Source organism: Nocardia sp. IBHARD005 (genome assembly GCF_052814245.1).
In genome coordinates this window covers 4,628,642-4,649,181 of the sequence record NZ_CP199935.1, presented here as the reverse complement: position 1 = coordinate 4,649,181, position 20,540 = coordinate 4,628,642, and the positions used below count along the sequence as shown (strand labels likewise).

At 67.7% G+C, this 20,540-nt stretch carries 17 protein-coding genes; 11 read left to right on the top strand and 6 right to left on the bottom strand.

Annotated elements, in window-relative coordinates; translation table 11 throughout:
* The first annotated feature begins 196 nt into the window (after positions 1–196).
* Positions 197–910 (top strand): VWA domain-containing protein, encoded by a 714-nt coding sequence (locus ACTWPB_RS21915; RefSeq protein ID WP_446222448.1) that lies wholly within the window; start codon positions 197–199, stop codon positions 908–910.
* Positions 911–1,408: 498 nt separating this feature from the next.
* Here the strand turns inward: ACTWPB_RS21915 and ACTWPB_RS21910 are convergent, their stop codons facing one another.
* Entirely contained in the window at positions 1,409–2,065 is a 657-nt protein-coding gene (locus ACTWPB_RS21910; RefSeq protein ID WP_446222447.1) for a CPBP family intramembrane glutamic endopeptidase, read from the bottom strand.
* A gap of 37 nt (positions 2,066–2,102) precedes the next feature.
* Positions 2,103–2,846, bottom strand: coding sequence for an SIR2 family NAD-dependent protein deacylase (locus tag ACTWPB_RS21905; protein WP_446222446.1), 744 nt, complete (start codon positions 2,844–2,846; stop codon positions 2,103–2,105).
* A gap of 129 nt (positions 2,847–2,975) precedes the next feature.
* Between ACTWPB_RS21905 and ACTWPB_RS21900 the strand changes: the two genes are divergently transcribed.
* The 7 genes from ACTWPB_RS21900 (at position 2,976) to ACTWPB_RS21870 (ending at position 11,747) form a co-directional block, all read left to right on the top strand.
* A complete protein-coding gene (locus tag ACTWPB_RS21900; RefSeq protein WP_446222445.1) occupies positions 2,976–3,713 on the top strand; it encodes an SCO6745 family protein in 738 nt (245 codons plus the stop codon).
* 150 nt (positions 3,714–3,863) lie between these two features.
* On the top strand, positions 3,864–5,039 hold the full coding sequence (locus ACTWPB_RS21895; RefSeq protein WP_446222444.1) for an ROK family transcriptional regulator: 1,176 nt from the start codon (positions 3,864–3,866) through the stop codon (positions 5,037–5,039).
* 130 nt (positions 5,040–5,169) lie between these two features.
* Complete coding sequence (locus tag ACTWPB_RS21890; RefSeq protein WP_446222443.1) at positions 5,170–6,648, top strand: sugar porter family MFS transporter; 1,479 nt, start codon at positions 5,170–5,172, stop codon at positions 6,646–6,648.
* A 109-nt stretch (positions 6,649–6,757) separates the two neighbouring features.
* A complete protein-coding gene (locus ACTWPB_RS21885; protein ID WP_446222442.1) occupies positions 6,758–9,091 on the top strand; it encodes a glycoside hydrolase family 65 protein in 2,334 nt (777 codons plus the stop codon).
* Positions 9,088–9,816 (top strand): HAD family hydrolase, encoded by a 729-nt coding sequence (locus ACTWPB_RS21880; RefSeq protein WP_446222441.1) that lies wholly within the window; start codon positions 9,088–9,090, stop codon positions 9,814–9,816. The genes ACTWPB_RS21885 and ACTWPB_RS21880 overlap by 4 nt, the downstream gene beginning before the upstream one ends.
* Before the next feature lie 172 nt (positions 9,817–9,988).
* Positions 9,989–11,089, top strand: a complete 1,101-nt coding sequence (locus ACTWPB_RS21875; RefSeq protein ID WP_446222440.1) for a metallophosphoesterase — start codon at positions 9,989–9,991, stop codon at positions 11,087–11,089.
* 40 nt (positions 11,090–11,129) lie between these two features.
* Positions 11,130–11,747, top strand: a complete 618-nt coding sequence (locus ACTWPB_RS21870) for a class I SAM-dependent methyltransferase (RefSeq protein WP_446222439.1) — start codon at positions 11,130–11,132, stop codon at positions 11,745–11,747.
* An 80-nt stretch (positions 11,748–11,827) separates the two neighbouring features.
* Here the strand turns inward: ACTWPB_RS21870 and ACTWPB_RS21865 are convergent, their stop codons facing one another.
* Positions 11,828–12,673, bottom strand: a complete 846-nt coding sequence (locus tag ACTWPB_RS21865; protein ID WP_446222438.1) for an alpha/beta fold hydrolase — start codon at positions 12,671–12,673, stop codon at positions 11,828–11,830.
* A 64-nt stretch (positions 12,674–12,737) separates the two neighbouring features.
* Between ACTWPB_RS21865 and ACTWPB_RS21860 the strand changes: the two genes are divergently transcribed.
* The 3 genes from ACTWPB_RS21860 to ACTWPB_RS21850 all read left to right on the top strand — a co-directional run bounded on the left by ACTWPB_RS21860 (position 12,738) and on the right by ACTWPB_RS21850 (position 16,066).
* On the top strand, positions 12,738–13,349 hold the full coding sequence (locus tag ACTWPB_RS21860) for a TetR/AcrR family transcriptional regulator (RefSeq protein ID WP_446222437.1): 612 nt from the start codon (positions 12,738–12,740) through the stop codon (positions 13,347–13,349).
* Positions 13,350–14,047: 698 nt separating this feature from the next.
* On the top strand, positions 14,048–15,409 hold the full coding sequence (locus ACTWPB_RS21855; RefSeq protein ID WP_446222436.1) for a M20/M25/M40 family metallo-hydrolase: 1,362 nt from the start codon (positions 14,048–14,050) through the stop codon (positions 15,407–15,409).
* 129 nt (positions 15,410–15,538) lie between these two features.
* Positions 15,539–16,066 carry a YbhB/YbcL family Raf kinase inhibitor-like protein gene (locus ACTWPB_RS21850; protein ID WP_446222435.1) on the top strand — a complete coding sequence of 176 codons (528 nt, stop codon included), beginning with the start codon at positions 15,539–15,541 and terminating at the stop codon, positions 16,064–16,066.
* Positions 16,067–16,119: 53 nt separating this feature from the next.
* Here the strand turns inward: ACTWPB_RS21850 and ACTWPB_RS21845 are convergent, their stop codons facing one another.
* The 3 genes from ACTWPB_RS21845 to ACTWPB_RS21835 form a co-directional block, all read right to left on the bottom strand.
* Entirely contained in the window at positions 16,120–17,943 is a 1,824-nt protein-coding gene (locus ACTWPB_RS21845) for an AMP-dependent synthetase/ligase (protein ID WP_446222434.1), read from the bottom strand.
* A gap of 131 nt (positions 17,944–18,074) precedes the next feature.
* Complete coding sequence (ribA, locus tag ACTWPB_RS21840) at positions 18,075–18,761, bottom strand: GTP cyclohydrolase II RibA (RefSeq protein WP_446222433.1); 687 nt, start codon at positions 18,759–18,761, stop codon at positions 18,075–18,077.
* Positions 18,762–18,841: 80 nt separating this feature from the next.
* Positions 18,842–20,320 carry a PfkB family carbohydrate kinase gene (locus tag ACTWPB_RS21835; protein ID WP_446222432.1) on the bottom strand — a complete coding sequence of 493 codons (1,479 nt, stop codon included), beginning with the start codon at positions 20,318–20,320 and terminating at the stop codon, positions 18,842–18,844.
* Positions 20,321–20,540: the final 220 nt, after the last annotated feature.

Genomic DNA, 20,540 nt, shown 5'->3' with positions numbered 1-20,540 from the left:
CTCGGCGGCTGGATATCAGTATGCAACCCGGATCGGCGAATCACTCACCTGCTGTGTGACCGGCACCCGCTCGTTACGGCCACGACAGCTACTCCCGACTGGTCGAAGACGATTGGTGCAGAACCGATTCTGGGCCGATCAGTGGTGCGCCCGCTGGTAGCGTGGCCGGGTGCTTCGATCCTGGATACGGCCCGCGATGGTGGGACTGTCGGTCAGCGTCGCCGTGGTCGTTTCCGGTTGTGGGCAGGTGACTTCCGGGAATGCCGTGCCTGTGGTGCCGGTCCCCGAGGTGTGCGACGCGATCGTGATGTTCGTGCTCGACGTGTCGTTGTCGATGGAGGCGACCGATGTCGCGCCGAGTCGACTCGCTGTCGCCAAGCAAGCGATGACCGAATACGCACAGGGGCTCGCACCGGGCACACACCTCGGTCTGGCGACTTTTGCGGGCACCGCATCGGTGCAGGTGACCCCGACAACCAACCGCACCGCATTCATCACTGCACTCGACAACGTGCGACTCGCCGAGCGGACGGCAACCGGCGAAGGCATATTCACCGCGCTGAAAGCCATCGACTCTGTAGACAACGTAGCGCCCATGACAGGTCCCCGCCGGATTGTCCTGCTCTCCGACGGCAAACAAACGGTGCCGCTAGACCTCGACGCACCCCGCGGCGCGTACACCGCAGCCCGCGAGGCGAACACCTTCCACACCCCCGTCTCCACGATCTCCCTCGGCACCGCAGACGGAGTCGTCGATGTCCCGGACATCACCGGCCACGCCACAGTCCGGGTCCCCGCCGACCCCGACTCCCTCCGCGAGATCGCCCACCTCTCCGGCGGCACCTTCCACGCCGCAACAACGCTGCCTCAACTCACCACCACCCTCACAGGCCTGAGCTGCCGCATCTGAGCCCTCGATGACCGGGGCCGACGTCGCGGCAGGCAACCTGGCCGACGGCCCGCGAAGGCGCCATGGGCCCGTAAACACCACGGTCGATTCGCGTTACCGCCGGATCGCGCGACTTGCTCCTCATGTCCCATCTCACCAGCAGTTTGTGCACAGTTACGGAATCCGCGGCCCCTTTCCGCCATATTCGGGGACGGCGCTCGGGTCGGGCGGCAGTGCTGGGATACGCGGGACAGGGCATGTACGGCCGTCGGGGTGGACGGTGCTCGCCGAGTTCTACACTTGTGCAGATGGAAGGCGCCGGGTTGCGGGTCGCTGTCGATCTGAGCTCGAAAGACTCACTGCCGCTGATGTTCCCGAGATTCTGGAGCTGATCGCCCGTACCGAACATCGCCCGGCGGCCGTGCGCTCGGCCTGCCCAGTGATACGAGGTTGCCGCACCGATGGTTCACCATCAGGGATCGCGGGCCAACTGCCCTGGCGGCTGGGCGGTGAAGCCCGCTACGAAGCCGCGGCGCCGTGATAGAAGAAGTCGCCGAGACCGACAGTGAACACCAGGATGCCGTACAGGGCGTGATCTACCGAGGTGGTCAGCAGCGACCGCGTTCGCCGGTACCGGATGGCGAACAGCACACCCGCCGCGGCGCTCAGTAGCACCGAGATCCAGTTGCCGACGATGAAATGGGCGAAACCGAACGCGGTGGCGCTGGCGGCGATCATGCGGTGACCGTCGCCGAAGATCGGGGTGTAGCGGTGGAAGAGGAAGGCGCGGAAGAGTAGTTCCTGCGGATAGACGCTGACCAGTGGGTAGAACACGAGGACCAGCAGCCAGATCAGGGGACGTTCGCGGGGCAGATCGAACAGGAAGTCGGGGCGCAGCACGGCTACCGCGGCGGTGAGAGCGATGGCCGAGACCGCCCAGAGCGCGAGGATGCCGGGCAGGGCGGGCCGCAGCGCGTCGGCTCGCCAGAAGGAGCGGTGGTCGAAGCCGGTGCGGCGCAGGTAGATCACGATGCCGACGGTGATCGCCAGCAGGAAAGGCAGCGGGCCGACACCGCGCAAGAACAGCGCGGACAACCCGGTCAGGCCGAAGAAGAGGGCGACGAATTCGACTGCGAGCCAGGCCTTCCGGCTGTCGAGGCCGGTGTCGACGGTCATGCCCCGAGCCTACTGGGTGCGGGCGGGCGCGAAGTTTCTAGCGGTGCTCGGTGCTCGTCGTGGCCAGCGTCGCCAGCAGGGCGGGCAGGGCGGTGCCGATGGGTTCGCGGATGACCTCGTCGGCGAGGGTGTCGTAGGGGGTGGGTTCGGCGTTGATGATGATCAGGCGCGCGCCGTGCTCGGCGGCGACTCCTGCCAGCGATGCGGCGGGTTGGACCTGCAGGCTGGTGCCGACGGCGATGAAAACGGTGCAGGCCTGCGCGATCGCCATGGCGTGCCCGAGCACCTCGGGGTCGAGTGCCTGGCCGAACATGACCGTCGCGGTTTTGAGGATGCCGCCGCAGCGCAGGCAGGCGGGGTCGGGTTCACCCGCGGCGATGCGGTCGAGGGCCTGCTCGGTGGTGGTGCGGTCATCGCAGGAGGTACACAGCACGGTGCGGGCGTTGCCGTGCAGTTCGAGGACTTTGCGGTCGGGCAGGCCGGCGAGTTGGTGCAGCCCGTCGACGTTCTGGGTGATCACGCGCACCGCCGTTGCGGTCGCGGCCAGCGTCGTGACGGCCTCGTGCGCGGGGTTGGGCTGTGCGCGCCAGGCGGGGTGTTCGCCGCGCATGAGCCAGGATCGGCGGCGGATGTCGGGATCGGTCATGTAGTAGTCGTAGGTGACCAGTTTCTGGGCGTCGGGGTCGCGCTGCCACAGGCCCGCCGGTCCGCGGTAGTCCGGGATTCCGCTGTCGGTGGAGACGCCGGCGCCGGACAGGATCGCGACGAGTTGGTTGGTCATGGGATCCAGCGTAGGTCGGACGCCGCGGTCGATGGGATTTCGGTCGTTATCCCGGCGCAGGACTGTTCGATCTGGCTATTGGACGCTAAAGTCTGCCTGGAGTGGACTACAGCGGAAGGTGGCAGACGAATGACGTCGGCAGCGGTCAAACAGCAGGTACTCGAACTCGGTGGGGCGTTCATGATCTCGCGCGAGGCCAGGGCATTCGGGGAAACGACCGGGGTGGCCGGGTTCCACGGCGCCTACGCGCGAGGACGTGGCGGGGTGCTCGGTGACGTCGACGCCGATGTCGTGACCGCGGCGTTCGGTTTCTTCGAGCCCGGATGTGTCCGTGCCGCGTGGGAATCGGTGCAGATGCCCGCCGCCGACGCCGCGGTGAACTACATGCTCGCGTGTCGCGGCTTCGGGCAGCGCAAGCTCGCCGCGTTCGAACAGTCCGACCGCCTCGCCGAGTTGCTGCGGCGCGTGGTCGAGGCCGCACCCTCGACCGGGTTGCCGCTGTTCGCCGGGTGGCGCGCGATGCCGGTGCCCGAGGACGGACGGGCCGCGGTGCTGCAGCTGACGCATGTGCTGCGCGAACTACGCGGCGGACTGCACCTGGTCGCGGTGACGGCCAACGGGCTCACCCCGCTGCAGGCGATCCTGGTCGCGGGCTCACCGATCTACGACGGTCCCGGCCACGCGAAATTTCTCGGCTGGGCCGAACCGTTCGAGACGGTCACCGACGATGTGCGAGGGCGCTGGGAGGCGGCGGAGAAACTGACCGACGAACTGATCGCACCCTGCTTCGACGTGCTCGACGAGAAAGAGCGCGACGAGCTCACCGTGCTGATGCTCGAAGCCCACCGAGTCGCCTTGAGCCGCTAAGGCTTTCACGAACCGATGACGTCGCGCCCGCGGCCCACGTGCGTGTCGCCCAGATGAACGCGCGGTGCCTCACGCCAACCCGGCCCCACCACTAATGGGCAAGGTGCACAATCGGAAGATGGTCGACTCAGCAATTCGTGCGGCGCCTCGATGACCGGGCGCAACGGTCGACGCCCCGGTTCACCGACGGCGCTGCGGGACCAGAACCGGGCACGCGTGGTCGAGGAGCTGCGCAGGCAGGGGCAGGCCACCCAGGCCGACCTCGCCAGGGCGACCGGCCTCGCCCCCGCGACGATCTCCAACATCGTGCGTGATCTCGCGGGCGCGGGCAGTCTGCGCATCGAAAAGCGCAGTGGCAAACGCAATTCCGTGCGGTTGACCGGGGGGTCGGGGGTTGTTGTCGGCGTGGATCTCGGGTACCGCCACCTCACCGTCGGCATCAGCGATCTGACCCATCACGTGGTGGCGCGGACACACACCGAGCTGCCTGCCGGCTTGTCGGCGGACCACGCCATGGACCATGCCCGTCGACTGTTGGACACCGTGCTCGACGAAGCGGGCATCGAGCGGGCCGGCGTGGTCGGTGCCGCGATGGGACTGCCCGCGCCGATCGACCGCACGACGGGTCGCGTCGGTGCACCGTCGATCCTGCCCGGCTGGGTGGGGGTCGACGCGAGCGCGCTGGCCGCAACGGCTTTGGCGTTGCCGGTGCGTGTCGTCGTCGACAACGACGCGAATCTCGGTGCGCTCGCTGAACATCAGTGGGGGGCCGGGTCGGGTACGACCGACATGGTCTATCTGAAGCTGTCCGAAGGCATCGGCGCCGGGCTGATCGTGGGCGGGCGCCTGTACTGCGGGTTCGGCGGCACCGCAGGCGAGGTCGGGCACACCACGGTCGACGAATTCGGTGCGATGTGCCGGTGCGGCAATCGAGGGTGTCTGGAAACGGTGGTGTCGGCACGTCATGTGGTTTCGTTGCTGGCCCCGATCGAAGGGGATCTCTCGATCGAGGAGGTCGTGCGCCGGGCGATCGCCGGTGATCGCGCGTTCGTGCGTGTCCTCGACGACGTCGGCAGGCAGGTCGGCACCGCCGTGGCCGGGGTGTGCAGCGTCCTCAATCCCGAACTGCTCATCCTCGGTGGCGAACTCGCCGAGGCCGCCCCGATCCTGATCCCCTCGATCCAGCAGGTGGTCGATCGCCGTGGGGTGCCCTCGGCGGCGGCCGCGTTGCGTATCCGCCCCGCGATGCTCGGCGCGCAGACCCATCTGCTCGGCGCGATCGCGCGGGCGATCGCCGATGCGGACCACCCGGTGTTCATTTCCTGAACGGCAACACGGCGATCTGGGCTCGGTATCGTGAATTCCTGCAGATGCCACCTCATTCGGGGCACACTGTGAGCTGATTCACGCCGCTACTCGCGAGGCAATGCTGCCCGCCGTGGAGAGGACGAAGCCGATGCATGATGGAGGCCCCTTCACCGACCAGTCCGCTCTCCCCGACGGCGAGGGATCCTCGGGTAGCCGCGTGATCCGGATCGCGTCCGTCGCGGCGCTCGGCGGATTGTTGTTCGGCTTCGACAGTGCCGTGATCAACGGCGCGGTCTCGGCGATCCAATCCGAATTCGATGTCGCCGACGCCGTTCTCGGGTTCGCGGTGGCCTCGGCTCTGCTCGGCGCGGCCGCGGGTGCGATGACGGCGGGCCGGATCGCCGATCGCATCGGCAGGCTCAAGGTGATGAAGATCGCCGCGGTCCTGTTCTTCGTCAGTGCCGTGGTCACCGCTTTCGCTCCCGATGTCTGGGTTCTTGTCGTCGGCCGGGTGATCGGCGGTGTCGGTGTCGGCGTGGCCTCGGTCATCGCCCCGGCCTATATCGCCGAGACCTCGCCCGCGCGGATCCGTGGCAGGCTCGGATCATTGCAGCAGCTCGCCATCGTGCTCGGCATCTTCCTGGCGTTGCTGGTGGACTATGTGCTCGCCCACCTCGCGGGCGGCGCGAGCGAGACGCTGTGGTTCGGGCTGGACGCGTGGCGCTGGATGTTCCTGTCCATGGTGGTGCCCGCGGTGGTCTACGGCGTGCTGGCCTCCACGATTCCCGAGTCGCCGCGCTACCTGGTGGCCACGCACAAGATCTCCGAGGCCCGGCGCGTGCTGTCGATGCTGTTCGGTGCGCACAATCTCGAGATCACCATCGGCCGCATCGAGGAGAGTCTGCGCAGCGATACCAAGCCGTCGTGGAAGGACCTGCGCCGCACCGGGGGCGGGCTCTATCCGGTCGTGTGGGTGGGGCTGATGCTGTCGGTGTTCCAGCAGGCGGTGGGCATCAACGTGATCTTCTACTACTCGAACGTGCTGTGGGAGGCCGTCGGCTTCGAGGAATCCCAGTCGTTCCAGATCAGCGTGTTCACCTCGGTGGTCAACATCGCCACCACCATCGTCGCGATCATGCTCATCGACAAGGTCGGGCGCACACCGCTGCTGCTGACCGGCTCGATCGGCATGACCGTCACGCTGGCCACGATGGCGATCTGCTTCGGCGCCGCCGACCAGGTACCCGACGCCGAGGGGGTCATGGAGCCGCATCTGACCGGTGCGCTCGGACCCATCGCGCTGGTCGCGGCCAACCTGTTCGTGGTCTTCTTCGGCATGAGCTGGGGCCCGGTCGTGTGGGTGCTGCTCGGTGAGATGTTCCCGAACCGGATCCGTGGTGCGGCGCTGTCGCTCGCCGCGGCGGGGCAGTGGGCGGCGAACTGGGCGATCACCGTCTCGTTCCCCAGCCTGAAGACCTTCTCGCTCGGGTTCGCCTACGGGATGTATGCGGTGTTCGCGCTGCTGTCGCTGGGTTTCGTCGCCAAGTTCGTGCCCGAGACCAAGGGGATGTCGCTCGAGGACATGGACGAGGCCGCCGGCTTCGAACGCCCCACCGCCAGCGCTTGATCATCACCCGCGACGAGGAAGGCTGCGCGATGTACCTTGCGGTGTACCGGTCGCCGGCGCAGACGAACCGGCACGTGCGGGCGGCAGACGGCGCCGAGGCGGTGGGGCAGTGAACGCACCACCCCCGACGAGCGGCACCGCGACCTGGTCGGTGGTCGAGGACGGCTGGAACCCGCAGCGCGCCAACTACTTCGAGACGATCTTCACCGTCGGCAACGGGCGTCTCGGTACCCGCGGGTCGCTCGAGGAACGGCATACGGGGGCGTTGACGGGCACGTTCATCGCCGGTGTCTACGACGCGTACGACTCGCCGGTCATCGATCTGGTGAACGCGCCGGATTGGCTCGACAGCGAGGTCTTCGTCGACGGTATGCGCCTGGACACCGAGTCGGCGCGGGTCGTCGAGCACCGTCGTGAACTGGACCTGCGCAGCGGAGTTCTGCACCGCGACACCGTGTTCGCGCTGCCCGACGGCGCGCGGGTGCGCCTGCGGACCCAGCGGTTCGCCAGCATCGACGATCGTGACCTGTGCGGTGTGCGGATCGAGGTGAGCTGCCTGGATCGGGCGGGGGCGGTGACGCTGCGGACCGGTATCGATGCGAACCGGCGCAATCTCGAACGATTGCCGACCTACCGCGAACAGACCACGTTCGGCTATGAACGCAAGTGGGACAAGTGGGCCAAGTCCACGCACCTGGTTTCGGTCGGTGCGGGATTCGACGGTGCGGTCGGTGTGATCGAGACCCGCACCATCGACAGCGGGATCGACCTCGCCTACGCCTTCACCTGCTCGGCCGCCGGCGGGCGGAGGCAGCAGCGCTCCCGACACGACGCGATCGAGATGGAATGGCAATTCGACACCGGTGCAGGCGAATCCGTGCGGGTCGACAAGCTGGTCGGGATCGCCACCAGCCGCGACTACCGGTCGGTGAACCCGCCACGGGAGCGGGCCGTCGACACCGTCGCGCGGGCAGGCTCCTTCGATACCGCCGCGGCGGCGAACCGGGCGGCGTGGGATCGGGCGTGGGCCGACGCCGATTGCGAAGTGGTCGGCAACGATCGGGTGACCCAGGCGCTGCGGTTCGCGATCTATCACCTGATCATCGCCGCCGACCCCGACGACCCGACCGTGAGCATCGGCGCGAAATCGCTGTCCGGCGAAGGCTATCGGGGACATGTCTTCTGGGACACCGAGGTGATGTTGCTGCCGTTTTTCCTGTTCACCCAGCCGCGCGCCGCCCGTGCGCTGCTTGGCTACCGCCACCACACCTTGCCCGGTGCGCGGGAAGTGGCCGCCGACAATGGGACCGGGGGCGCGCGCTTTGCGTGGGAATCGGCCGATACCGGGCGGGAGGAATGCCCGCAGTACACCCCGGACGGCACAGACCGCTTCTACACCCGCGAAGAAGAACTTCACATCACCGCCGATGTGGCCTACGCGATCATGCGATACGCCACCGTCACCGGCGATGACGACTACCTGTTCGGCGAAGGCGCCGAGATCCTGTTCGAGACCGCCCGCTTCTGGGTGCAGCGGTGCGTCGAAGAGGGGGATCGGCTCGTTCTCCGGACGGTGATGGGACCGGACGAGTTTCATTCCCACGTCGACAACAACGCGTTCACCAACAAGTTGGTGCACTGGCATCTGCAGCAGGCGGCGGCGGTGTACGAACGGATGTCGCGGGAATGTCGCGAGCAACTGCGCGATCTCATGGCCTCGATCGGGCTCGACCCGGGTGAACCGGCGCAGTGGCTGGCCACCGCGGACCGGCTGCGGGCACCGACCGATCCCGACTGCGGTGTCATCGAACAATTCGACGGCTATTTCGATCGCACGGTCGTCCCCATCGTCGAATGGGACGACCACGATATGCCGCGATATCCGGTCGGCTGCGACCCGTTCAACTGTGAGAGGACCTCGCTGCTCAAACAGCCCGATGTGGTGATGCTGCTGCATATGCTGCCCGACGAATACTCGCTGTCCACCCGGCTGCTGAATTACGAGTTCTATGAGCAGCGCACGATGCACAAGTCGTCGCTGAGCCCGTCGATCCACGCGATCGTGGGTTTGCAGGTGGGCGATTCCCGCACGGCGGAACGGTATTTCGGGCGGTCGGCGTTCGTCGATCTCGACGACAACCAGGGCAATACCGAAGCGGGAATTCACATCGCGTCGGCGGCGGGCACGTGGCAGGTCGCGACGCACGGTTTCGGGGGATTCCGGGCCGCCGCCGACGGGTTGCGTTTCGCGCCCGCGCTGCCGCCGTCCTGGCAACGGTTGCGGTTCTCGGTGCAGTGGCGGGGGCGCACGGTGCGCGCCGATCTCGGACATCGGGACGCGCGATTCGAGCTGGTCGGCGCGGGGCCCGCGGTGGAGATCACCGTGTGGGAGCGGCCGGTGACGCTCGAACCCGGTGGTGTGGTCGAGGTCGAGGCGTCATGATGCGCGTGTTCGATGCGCAGGCGGTGCTGTTCGATCTCGACGGCGTGCTCACCGACACCGCGGCGGTGCACCGGCGGGCGTGGTCGGCGCTGTTCACCGAGTTCCTGCCGAGGGTCGCGCCCGAGGCAGCCCCGTATACCGATGCCGACTACTTCGAACTGGTGGACGGTAAGCCACGTGCGGCGGGTGTGCGGTCGGTGCTCGTCTCGCGCGGCGTGCGGGTGCCGGACGGGGAGTCGGAGGACCCGCCCGACGCGCAGACCGTGTACGGGCTGGGCAACCGGAAGAACATCTGCTTCACCGAGATCATCCGCGGCGACGGTGTCGAAGTGTTCGAAGGGTCGTTGCGTCTGGTGGAGGAGCTCGCGGCCGCCGGTATCCCGATGGCGGTGGTGTCGAGCTCGCGCAATGCGGTATTGGTGCTCGGGACCGCGGGCCTGCTCGACAGGTTCGCGGTGGTGGTCGACGGTGTGCTCGCCCAGGACGAACGCCTTGCGGGCAAACCGGCACCCGACATGTTCCTCACGGCCGCACGGGTTCTTGGGGTGGATCCGGCACGGACGGTGGTGATCGAGGACGCGGTGTCCGGGGTCGAGGCGGGGCACCGGGGTGGGTTCTGGGTGATCGGGGTCGACCGGGGGAGTGGACCGTCGGCGTTGCGCGCGGCCGGCGCCGACATCGTCGTGAGCGACTTGGCCGAGCTGATCGAGGATCAGATCCGGTGACAGTGGTCTGTCCACGCCCACCGCGGAACTGACGTCGTGCAGGCACTGGTGTTCGCGCCGACCGATTACGGCGCGCCGATCGTGCGTGGTGTCATCGCATCGATGTGCGCCGTCTACGCTGCGGCGGCGTCGCGATCATGGCACTGTGCTTCGATCAGGTCAGTTGTCCAACATGGCTACTACCCAGAAGGTGAGTATGCGCGATCAGTTCTCGTCCGGAATCGGCCGTCGTGAAGTTCTGGCGGGGGCGGCCGGTGTTGTCGCGGGCGTGTCGCTGGTGGGGCTCACACCCGCCGCCGCGGTGCCCGCCGCAGTGCCCAAGTTCGCCCCGAACGCCGGGCGCAGCGTGCGGGTGCTGATCACCGGTGACGCGGGCACCGGCACCCGCACCCAGTGGGCGGTCGCCGACGCGGCCCGTGCGTTCCACGCGCGTGAACCGTTCGCGATGGCGGTCGGACTCGGGGACAACATCTACGACTCGGGTCCCAGCGGCCCCGACGACGCCCAGTTCGCCACGAAATTCGAGGATCCCAATGCGGGACTGGACTTTCCGTGGGCCATGGTGCTGGGCAACCACGACACCTCCGGTATCTTCCCCGGTGACGGCGGCTGGCTCGCGCGCGGCAATCATGAGGTCGAATACCACGCGAAGTCGTCGCGCTGGTGGATGCCGAGCCGCTACTACTCGGTGCGGGTGCCCGAACAGAACCCGGTCGTGGAGTTCTTCGTCCTCGATCTCAACCCCCTCGCGGCCTACATTCCGCCACAGCTCGACCCCTACTGGGCGGTGGACGGTCCCTACATGAACGCCCAGCGCGCCTGGCTGGACCGCGCGTTGGCCGAATCGACCGCCCAATGGAAGATCGTCTGCACCCACCACCCCTACCTCAGCAACGGCCCGCACGGCGACGCGGGCAATTACGAGGGCCTGCCCATCGAGCCGCTCAACGGCGTGCACGCCAAGCGCTTCTTCGAAGACCATGTGCTCGGCAAGGTGTCGTTGCTGCTCTCGGGCCACGACCACACCTTGCAGGTGCTCGAGCCGACACCGGCGACCAAGGGCACCCGCCAGATCGTGTCGGGTGCGGCGGGTAAGACCTCGGGCGGGCAGCCGCGCCTCACGACCGGCGGTCACAGCGCACTGTTCGAAACCCAGCACGAACTGGGGTTCATGGTCATGGACCTCACGGCGGACTCGGTGAACCTGCGTGTGCTCACCGTCGACCCGGCCTCGGGGGCGAGCACCCAGGTCTTCGACCGCCGACTCGGCTGAATTCGACCGCCGATGGTGGTGGCGGGAGGATGATCGACGTATGGGTTTCTATACCGATCGGATCCTCCCGCACATCGTCGACAAAGTATGCGGGGTCGCCCAGAACGGGCCATTGCGCGAGCGGGCATGCGCCGCGTTGCACGGCTCTGTCGTCGAGGTCGGCTTCGGGTCGGGCAACAACATCGGCTTCTATCCGGCCGCGGTCGAGCGGGTCAGCGGGGTCGAGCCCGCCGACACCGCATGGAGAATCGGTGCCAAACGTGTCGCGGCGAGCTCGATTCCGATCGAACGTGCCGGTCTGGACGGCCAGTCGCTGCCCTTTCCCGACGACACCTTCGACACCGCCCTGTCCACTTTCACGCTGTGCACCATCCCCGATGTCTCGGCGGCACTCGCCGAGATCCGCCGGGTACTGCGACCCGGTGGCACCCTGCACTTCGTCGAACACGGACTCGCGCCGGAGGAGTCGGTGCAGACCTGGCAGCACCGACTCGACCCGATCCAGCAGAAGATCGCGGGCGGCTGCCACCTCAACCGCGACATCGCGGGCCTGATCACCGACGCGGGCTTCGAGATCACCGAACTCGACCGCTTCTACCAGCCCAGCGTCCCGAAAGCCTTGGCGGCGCTATCCCTCGGCGTCGCTGGACGTCCCTGAGCCGGAATGGCATCGAGCGGTGACTCTGTTGCGGAGTGCGGCGCGTACCGCGACGACCCGCGTCGGTCGGTGGGAAGTGGTCAGCGGTCTGCGGTTGTAGTGGTGAGGAATTCGGTGATGGCGGTGGCGACCGCCGTGGGTTGGTCGAGCATGGACAGAACGTAGGCGTCGTCTATTTCGACGAGATGGGAGTGGGGGATCAACGCGGCCAGGCGGGGGCCGTGGGAGCGGGGCATGACTTTGCCCGCGGACGACCAGAGGATGAGGGTTTCGCCGGGGAAATGTTGGAGGGCTTCGGTGTTGGCGATGAGTTCGCGTGTGTCGAAGCCCGAGCGGGTGTAGGCGAGGAGGTCGGCGCGGATGCGGGGGTCGCGCAGGCCCGGTTCGGTCCAGGCGTGGACGAGGGCGTCGGGGAGGGGGAATTTGGCCATCCAGCCGAACATCAGGGGGCTGCGGCGGAGCCAGCCGATGCGCATCTGGCGCAAGGCCAGGGTGACGCCGCCGGGAAGAGCGGAAGCGAGGGTGGCGGTTTTGCCGGGGAGGCCGGGTGGGAAGTTGTCGAAGGCTTCGCTGGGGAAGATGATCAGCCGGCCGACGCGTTCGTCGAGGCCGTAGGCGGTGAGGAACAGGGCCCCACCCCAGTCGGAGTGCACGAGGGTGACCCCGCGCAGGTCCAGTGCGGTGAGGAAGTCGGCGACGAGCTGGTTGAGGCCGCGCAAGCTCAGGTCGGTGCCTGGGCGCAGCGGTTCGGGGTGTGCGCCCAGTGGCAGGTCGGGCAGGACGTAGCGGAAGCCGGTGGGCAGGTGGTCGATGACCGAGTCCCAGACGGTGTGGTTCATCAGCAGTCCGTGCAGCAGGACCACCGGGGGACCGTCACCGTGTTCGCGATAGTGGATCCGGCCCGCATCGAGTTCGACAGTCGGCATGACATCCTCCCTTGCGCTCACGGCTAGAGCGTTCACTCTAGTGCGTTTGCTCTAGTCTGGTGGAGTGAGCGAGCAGATGTCAACGAGTACCCGTGATCGCCTGGTGAGCGCGGTCGCCGAACTGATGCGTGTACACGGGTACAGCGCGATCACCGTCAAACAGATCACCGCCGCCGCCGATGCGCCGATGGGGTCGCTCTATCACCACTTTCCGCAGGGCAAAGTGCAGATCGCGGCCGAGGCGCTGCGCAGCACCGGCGCGGCCTACATCCAGCTGCTGCCCCTGCTGATGGACCCGCACGAGGACCTGCGGGTGGCCGTGCCCGCCGCGTTCGACGACGCCGCGCGCACACTCGAGGAGACCGGGTGGATGAACATGTGTCCGGTCGGCACGGTCGCGGGGGAGATCGCCGATAGCGAACCGGCCTTGCGCGAGGTCGCCGCCGAGGTGGTGCGGGACTGGATCGACCGGGGCACAACATATTTCGTCGACCGAGGGGTCGAGGAATCCGCGGCGCGCGAGCTGATCGTGGCGATGCTGGCCGCGCTGGAAGGAGCATTCGTTCTCGGCCGCACACTGCGTTCGGCCGAACCGTTGCGTGCTGCCGGTCGGACGATGGCGGCACGAGTGGAGAGCGTGCTCGCCGAGCGCGAGGGCTCTGCCATCGATCGTTGATCACCTGACACGCCACGCGGCCGTGTCACGGGCCCGGTGACACGGCGGTGGTTGCGCGAGTGGATATCTCATCACGCAGCCGCGAGCGCTCCGGTGATCTTGCGGGCCATCTCGGCCATCGTCGGGTTGGGTCGGGTCAGATAGAGCTGGGCGGTATCGATGGCCACGACGATGGTGTTGCGGAAGTGGGTCAGCGGGTCGTGGCGTTCTCGATCTCGCGGACGGCGTCGGCGACGGCGCGGAAATCCTTGCGCAGGATCGCACCGTGGTTGCTGGCGACCTTGGCGCTGACGCGGATGTTCGGGTTGCGCCCAGGACGTCGTCGAGGCCGGCGCGGATCTTCTCCTGCTCGTCGCCACGGCTGCCGAACGAGGTTCCCGAAGCGACCACATACCGCACCGGGACGGTGATCGCGTCCAGCACCGGGCCCAGCGCACTGACACGGGAGAGCTTGCCGATCTCGATATTGCTCTCGGCCTGCTGCTGCGCGGTCAGCCGGGGTGCGAGGCCGGTCGGGCGAGCCAGCGGCAAGATCCAGCTCAGTCGCTTGAACAGCTTGCGGATCCGCAGCTCCATGGCCTCGTCGAGCCAGTCATAGGGGAACGCGCCGTCGACGAGGACCGCGCAGAGGGCGGCGCAACGGTCCCGAGCCGGGGAGGTGGCGCGTCGGGTGCGCGAATGGTGGTAGGAAAGGGGGCGTGTCGGCATCTGGCGAGAATTCTGGTTCGAACGGGCGGTCCCGCGCGCAGGACGAGGTGGTGGAGCTGGTCAGCAAGCTGATCCAGTTCGACACCTCCAACACCGGCGAGCTGGCCACCACCAAGGGCGAGCGGCAGTGCGCCGAGTGGGTGGCGCAGCAATTGCACGAGGTCGGCTACGAGACCGAATACGTCGAGTCGGGTGCGCCGGGACGCGGGAATGTGTTCGCGCGGTTGACGGGCGCCGATTCGAGTCGGGGCGCGCTGATGATCCACGGGCACCTCGACGTGGTGCCCGCCGAGGCCGCCGACTGGAGCGTGCACCCGTTCTCGGGTGCGGTGCGCGACGGCTACGTGTGGGGGCGCGGCGCGATAGACATGAAGGACATGGTCGGGATGACCCTGGCCCTGGCCCGCCAGTTCAAGGCCGAAGGCACGGTGCCGCCGCGTGATCTGGTGTTCGCGTTCCTGGCCGACGAGGAGAACGGCGGAAAATGGGGCTCGCAGTGGCTGGTGGACAACCGGCCCGACCTGTTCGACGGTGTCACCGAGGCGGTCGGTGAGGTCGGCGGGTTCTCGCTGACCGTGCCGCGACCCGACGGCACCGAACGCAGGCTCTACCTGGTGGAGACCGCCGAGAAGGGCCTGGGCTGGATGCGGTTGCGCGCCAAGGCCCGCGCCGGGCACGGGTCGTTCCTGCACGAGGACAACGCGGTCACCATCCTCGCCGAAGCCGTCGCGCGGCTGGGCCGCCACACCTTCCCGGTGGTGCTCTCGGATTCGGTGGCCGAATTCCTCGCCGCGGTCAGCGAGGAGAGCGGGTTGGCCTTCGACCCGCACGGACCCGATATCGAAGGCCAGCTGGCCAAACTGGGCACCATCTCGCGCATCATCGGCGCCACCCTGCGCGATACCGCGAATCCGACGATGCTGCAGGCCGGATACAAAGCCAACGTCATCCCGCAGACCGCGGAAGCCGTGGTCGACTGCCGGGTGGTGCCGGGGCGGCAGGCGGCGTTCGAACGCGAGGTCGACGAACTGATCGGACCCGATGTGGAGCGGGAATGGATCACCAAACTCGACTCCTACGAGACCACGTTCGACGGCCACCTCGTCGACGCCATGAACGACGCGGTGCTGGCCCACGATGCCAACGGGCGCACCGTGCCCTACATGCTCTCCGGCGGCACCGACGCGAAAGCGTTCGCGCGCTTGGGGATTCGCTGCTTCGGTTTCGCGCCGTTGCAGCTGCCGCCGGATTTGGACTTCACCGCCCTGTTCCACGGGGTGGACGAGCGGGTGCCGGTGCAGTCACTGGAATTCGGAACCCGCGTGCTGGAACACTTCCTTCTGCACAGCTGACCGGTTCTCGGCCGCCTCGATCTGGACTGACCAGAGGGTGCGACGAAGGAGTGCCCGGCGGGAGGGAAGATCGAGGGAACAGGCCGAGAACCCGCGGCGCCAGCCGCCAACAACACCGAAAGGTCCCACATGAGTGACAACCCCTACAGCGCGCTGCCCCAGGTGCCCTCGTTCACCGTCACCTCCGCCGATATCACCGACGGTCAGCCGTTGGCCAACGATCAGGTATCGGGGGTGTTCGGGTCGGGCGGCAAGGACATCTCACCGCAGCTGAGCTGGTCCGGATTCCCGGAAGCGACGCAGAGTTTCGCGGTGACGGTGTTCGATCCGGACGCGCCGACCGCCTCCGGGTTCTGGCACTGGGCCGTGGCCAACATTCCCGCCTCGGTGACCTCGCTCGACGTCGGCGCGGGCAGCGAGGGCGGGAGCTTGCCCGCCGGCGCGGTGACCCTGCGCAACGACGGTGGATTTCCCGGCTTCGTCGGTGCGTCCCCGCCGAAAGGCCATGGTCCACACCGGTATTTCGTGGTCGTGCACGCGGTCGATATCGCCGAACTCGAGGTCGGACCGGACTCGACGCCCGCCTACCTCGGGTTCAACCTGTTCTTCCACACCCTGGCCAGGGCCACCCTGATCGGCACCTACGAACAGCACTGAGACGCACAACAGCGGTGGCCCTGAGACGTCCAGGGCCACCGCTGTTTTCGCCATCACTTCACGTTGACGACGTGCTCCGGCGGGGTCGCGGCGTAGAGCTCGGAGATGGTCTCGGCGTACTTGTTCGAGATCGGGGTCCGCTTGAGCGACATCTTCGGAGTCAGCTCGTCACCGCCGGGCTCCCACAGGTTCTCCACGATCACGAATCGCTTGATCTGCTCCACCCGGGAGAGCTTGCGGTTGCCCGCGAGCACCGCTTGCTTGACCTCGTCGACGATCTCGGGACGCCGGGCCAGTTCCGCGTGGGTGGCGTCGGTGGCACCGAAGTCCTTGGCGCGCAACGCCGCCACGTCGGGATCGAGCATGATCAGGGCGGTGATGTAGGCGCGGGCCTCGCCGATCGCGACGGCCTGGCCGATCATCGACGAGGCGGCCTTCATGGCGTTCTCGATATTGGAAGGGGCGATGTTCTTGCCCGCTTCGCTGATGATCAGTTCCTTCTTGCGATCCACGATGCGCAGATAGCCGTCGGCATCGAGGGTGCCGATATCGCCGGTGTGCAGCCAGCCCGCGTCGTCGATCGCCTCGGCGGTCTTGTCGGGCATATTGCGGTAGCCGGGGGTGATGATCGGGCCACGGATGAGGACCTCGCCGTCGGCGTCGAGACGCAACTCCACACCGTCCATGACGCGTCCGACCGAGCCGGGGCGCGGCTTGCCGATCTCGGTGTAGGTGCCAACGCCCGCGGTTTCCGACATCCCCCACACCTCGCTGACGGCGAAGCCGAGGCCGAGGAAGTATTCGAGGGTCTCCGGCGGCACCGGCGCGGCACCGGAGGCCGCGACCTTCAGCTCGGCGAACCCGAGCGCCTCACGCAGCTTCGACAGCACGAGGGTGTCCGCGATCTTGTGCTGCACGCCGAGCAGCAGCGAGCTCTCACCGGCCAGGTTCGCCTTGGCCTGCGCGACACCGACCCCGATCGCCCAGTTGGCCAGCGCCTTCTTGACCGGGCTCGGCTCGACCGCGAGCTTGTTCTCGATACCGGCCTTGATCTTCTGCCACACCCGCGGCACACCGAAGAACACGGTCGGGCGGGCATCGGGCAGGGCGGCGGCGATCTCGCGCGGGTCGGTGACGGTGGTGATCTGGATGCCGGTGAGCAGGCTCATCGCGTGCGCGGAGATGCGGTCGGCGACGTGCGCGGCGGGCAGATACGACACGGCGCGGTCGTCGAAACCGACCGGCAGCGGACCCGAGACCAGGCCGACGACCTGGGCGATCACATTGCTCTGGGTGAGCTCCACACCCTTGGACGGGCCGGTGGTGCCGGAGGTGTAGATCAAGGTGGCCAGGTCGCCGGGCTGGACCGCCTGCCAGGCCGCGTCGAAATCGAAGTCCGGTGCGGGATCGGATTCGAGCTGCGCCAGGCTGACGGTGCCCTCGGCGGTGCCGTCGACGATGACCGTGTGCTCGATCTCGGCCCCCGAGGCGCGGATGGTGTCGAGGAACGACTGTTCGGTGATGACCACCTTGTTGCCCGCGTTGGCGAACACGTGCGCGATCTGTTCGGTGGAGCTGGTGTTGTACACCGAGAACGGGATGGCGCCAAGGTGCAGGGCGGCGGTGTCGATCAGGTTGAACTCGGGCCGGTTGGTGAGCATGATGCCGACCGCGTCGCCGTGGCGCACCCCGAGTTTCGCCAACCCCGCAGCCAGTGCACGCACCCTCGTCGCATACTCGGCCCAGGTGATCTCCTGGGTGCCACCGACCGTGCGCAAGGCGATCTGGTCGGGCCGCAACGCGGCGGTTTGCTGGAAGGCGGCGGGCACGGTGTGCACCGTGACCCCGGATGCGTGCGCGAAACCGATGTCTGTCATATCCCTGTTCCCATAGGCCGAGCTGGACGCCGAGCCAATGCGAGTGAAACTGTCTCGCTATCTCGAGACAGGGGCGTCGGCAGTGGCGTGGCTCACTGATCGTAACCGGACATACGGGATTGTGAGGGGGGTTACCGGCGACTCCGCGGCCGCCACCACGGCCGCACCCGGCCTGATCGCTCGTCGCCCGCGAGCGGATCGGCGGGGATGGTGTGCTGGCGGTGGCGCCGTTTGGCCTGCAGGTATTGCCTGCCGCGCGCGGACTGCAGGGCGATGGTGAGGGCGATGGGCTCGACGGTGATCCCCGCCTCGGTCAGTGCCCGGCACTTGTCGGGGTTGTTGGTGAGCAGCCGGACCCGGGTGAGTGCGAGGTCGCGCAGTGCGTGCGCGGCGGGTTCGTAGCGGCGGGTGTCGGCGTCGAGACCGAGGCGCCGGTAGCTGTCGAAGGTGTCGGTGCCGGACTGTTCGCTTTCCCGGTAGCCGCGGGCCTTCCAGATCAACCCTGCTCCGCGACCCTCCTGTTCGAGGTAGACGAGCACGCCCGCGCCCTCGGCCTGGATGCGGTCCATCGACTCGGTGAGTTCTGCGCCGCAGTCGCAGTCGTCGGAGCCGAGGCCCTCGCCGTAGAGGCAGCGCGAATGCACGCGCACCAGGCAGCCGTTGCGGGGCTGGCCGAAGATGAACAGGTGCCCGCCGTCGTCGCGGTCGGGGATCTCGATGACCCGGATCGGCAGCTGTGTGCCCCGGCGACCCAGTCGGTGTGCGGTGTCGGCACCGGCTCTCCCGGTCCTGGCACCGCCGAACGACAGTATGGTCAACGATCCTCCGTGCGTGAACAGGGCGGCGAGGCGCCGATGCCGGACAGGCGCGAGCGCAATGTCGCGACCTTACCCCCGGATCAGACCGACGGCGCGTACAGACGCACGATGCGGTCGATCTCGTCGGCACTCGGCATCGACACCGCCACCGCGCCCAAATTCTGGGTCGGGATCATCGCCGCGGTGGCCCACACGAAATCGGTTGCGGTGAGCGGGCTTCGGGAGTTGACGAGCCGATAGGCCAGCGCGCCGGTGAAGGCGGCAGCGGCACCGACCGAGGCCTTGAGTACCTGCGGGAAATGGTCGATGACTGTCTCGATCGTGTCGGAGGCGACCACGCACCGGAAGTTCTCGACCGTGCACACGGTGCCGACGCCGAGGCCACGCAGCAGCCGGGCGATGTCGGCGGCGGATTCGGCGGGTACGTCGGGCAGCAGCGCGTCGAGATCCGCGGCGGCGCCGACAAGGTAGTCGACCGCGCCCAGGTACCGGTAGAGGCTCTGCGGTACCGGCATACCCGGTGTCGGACACACGATGACGGGCGGTTTGGGTCGCATCTGCGACACCACCGACAGCACCTGCTCGATCACCGTCGGTGGTGGTTCGAAGCTCAGGATCACCACATCCGAGGCTGCCAGGGCGGCGCGCAATTCGGGGCGGTGCAGGTCTTCGTCCTGGAGCTGGACGCGGTTGTCGCGGCAGCCGATGATGCGGCTCTCCCCGTTGGGTGTGATCACCACCGCGGTGACCAGCGACGTCGCGAACGGGACCACCTTGACCAGATCGAGGTGGACGCCTTCGGATTCGATGAATTCGAGGATGCGCCGGCCGTATTCGTCGCCGCCGACGGCACACACCAGATGCACACCGATGCCGAGGCGGGCCGCGGCGACCGCCCGGTTGAGTCCTTTGCCGCCGGGATGCCCGGTGAAGCTGCCGCTGGAGGCGTTGTCGGCGTCGGGGAAGGTGTCGACTCGATAGAGATGATCGATCACAGCGTCACCGAAGACCGTGACGACGCCGCGCCGTGCCGGGACGGTGGCGGGCTGCATGACAGACGGCCCGGACATCGGATAACCCGAATCGGTGGCGAGCAGACCGGCGAGCGCGGTGAACGCATGGTGCTCGGACACCGTGCGCAACCGTTTGACGGTGGGCACATCAGGAACGGGGTCGACATCGAGCAGGGTGTGCAGGGCGACCCACTGTTCGGTCAAGGCCTCTCGACGTTCCCCGAGGTTATCCGCATACAGGCGTTCGATATCGATACCGACGCCCTCGCGGTCCCGGAACAGGCCAAGCGAGAGCACCGCATCCACGATCAACCGGTCCGTCGGCGGCAGCCACTGCACGACCTCGCGCACCACGGGCAGAATCGACGCCTCGGCGGTGACCCCGTTGCGGCGGGCGTGCCGGCGCACCGACAGCAGCTCCAGCAGCGGCGCAGCGTCGATCTCGGTGTGGCGCAAGCGTTCTGCGCTCAGGCCCGCGTATTTGCCCAACCTGGCCAGGATGCTGCGGATCGCGGCGACGCGGGCATCTTGGGGAACCATCGGCATGCTGCCTCCCGTCAACTTCTCGCCGCCGGCGCGCACCCGGTCGGGGCGGACGCCGCACTGCGATCGCCACAATGCCGGGTTTGCCACGCCCGAAATCCGGCAATTACCTCCTAACAATGGCAATTGACCAAGACAAATGGCAAATGCCACACTGGATTACGGGGAGCAGATACCCCGCCAGACGCTCGGGGAGGGCGCAGCGCCCCCGCCGGGGAAGGCA

Coding starts and splice junctions, on each gene's coding strand:
- ACTWPB_RS21890 (WP_446222443.1), top strand. CDS start 5,170: ATGCATGATGGAGGCCCCTTCACCGACCAGTCCGCTCTCCCCGACGGC.
- ACTWPB_RS21900 (WP_446222445.1), top strand. CDS start 2,976: ATGACGTCGGCAGCGGTCAAACAGCAGGTACTCGAACTCGGTGGGGCG.
- ACTWPB_RS21865 (WP_446222438.1), bottom strand. CDS start 12,673: ATGCCGACTGTCGAACTCGATGCGGGCCGGATCCACTATCGCGAACAC.
- ACTWPB_RS21845 (WP_446222434.1), bottom strand. CDS start 17,943: ATGACAGACATCGGTTTCGCGCACGCATCCGGGGTCACGGTGCACACC.
- ACTWPB_RS21910 (WP_446222447.1), bottom strand. CDS start 2,065: ATGACCGTCGACACCGGCCTCGACAGCCGGAAGGCCTGGCTCGCAGTC.
- ACTWPB_RS21915 (WP_446222448.1), top strand. CDS start 197: ATGGTGGGACTGTCGGTCAGCGTCGCCGTGGTCGTTTCCGGTTGTGGG.
- ACTWPB_RS21870 (WP_446222439.1), top strand. CDS start 11,130: ATGGGTTTCTATACCGATCGGATCCTCCCGCACATCGTCGACAAAGTA.
- ACTWPB_RS21895 (WP_446222444.1), top strand. CDS start 3,864: ATGACCGGGCGCAACGGTCGACGCCCCGGTTCACCGACGGCGCTGCGG.
- ACTWPB_RS21880 (WP_446222441.1), top strand. CDS start 9,088: ATGATGCGCGTGTTCGATGCGCAGGCGGTGCTGTTCGATCTCGACGGC.
- ACTWPB_RS21875 (WP_446222440.1), top strand. CDS start 9,989: ATGGCTACTACCCAGAAGGTGAGTATGCGCGATCAGTTCTCGTCCGGA.
- ACTWPB_RS21850 (WP_446222435.1), top strand. CDS start 15,539: ATGAGTGACAACCCCTACAGCGCGCTGCCCCAGGTGCCCTCGTTCACC.
- ACTWPB_RS21835 (WP_446222432.1), bottom strand. CDS start 20,320: ATGCCGATGGTTCCCCAAGATGCCCGCGTCGCCGCGATCCGCAGCATC.
- ACTWPB_RS21905 (WP_446222446.1), bottom strand. CDS start 2,846: ATGACCAACCAACTCGTCGCGATCCTGTCCGGCGCCGGCGTCTCCACC.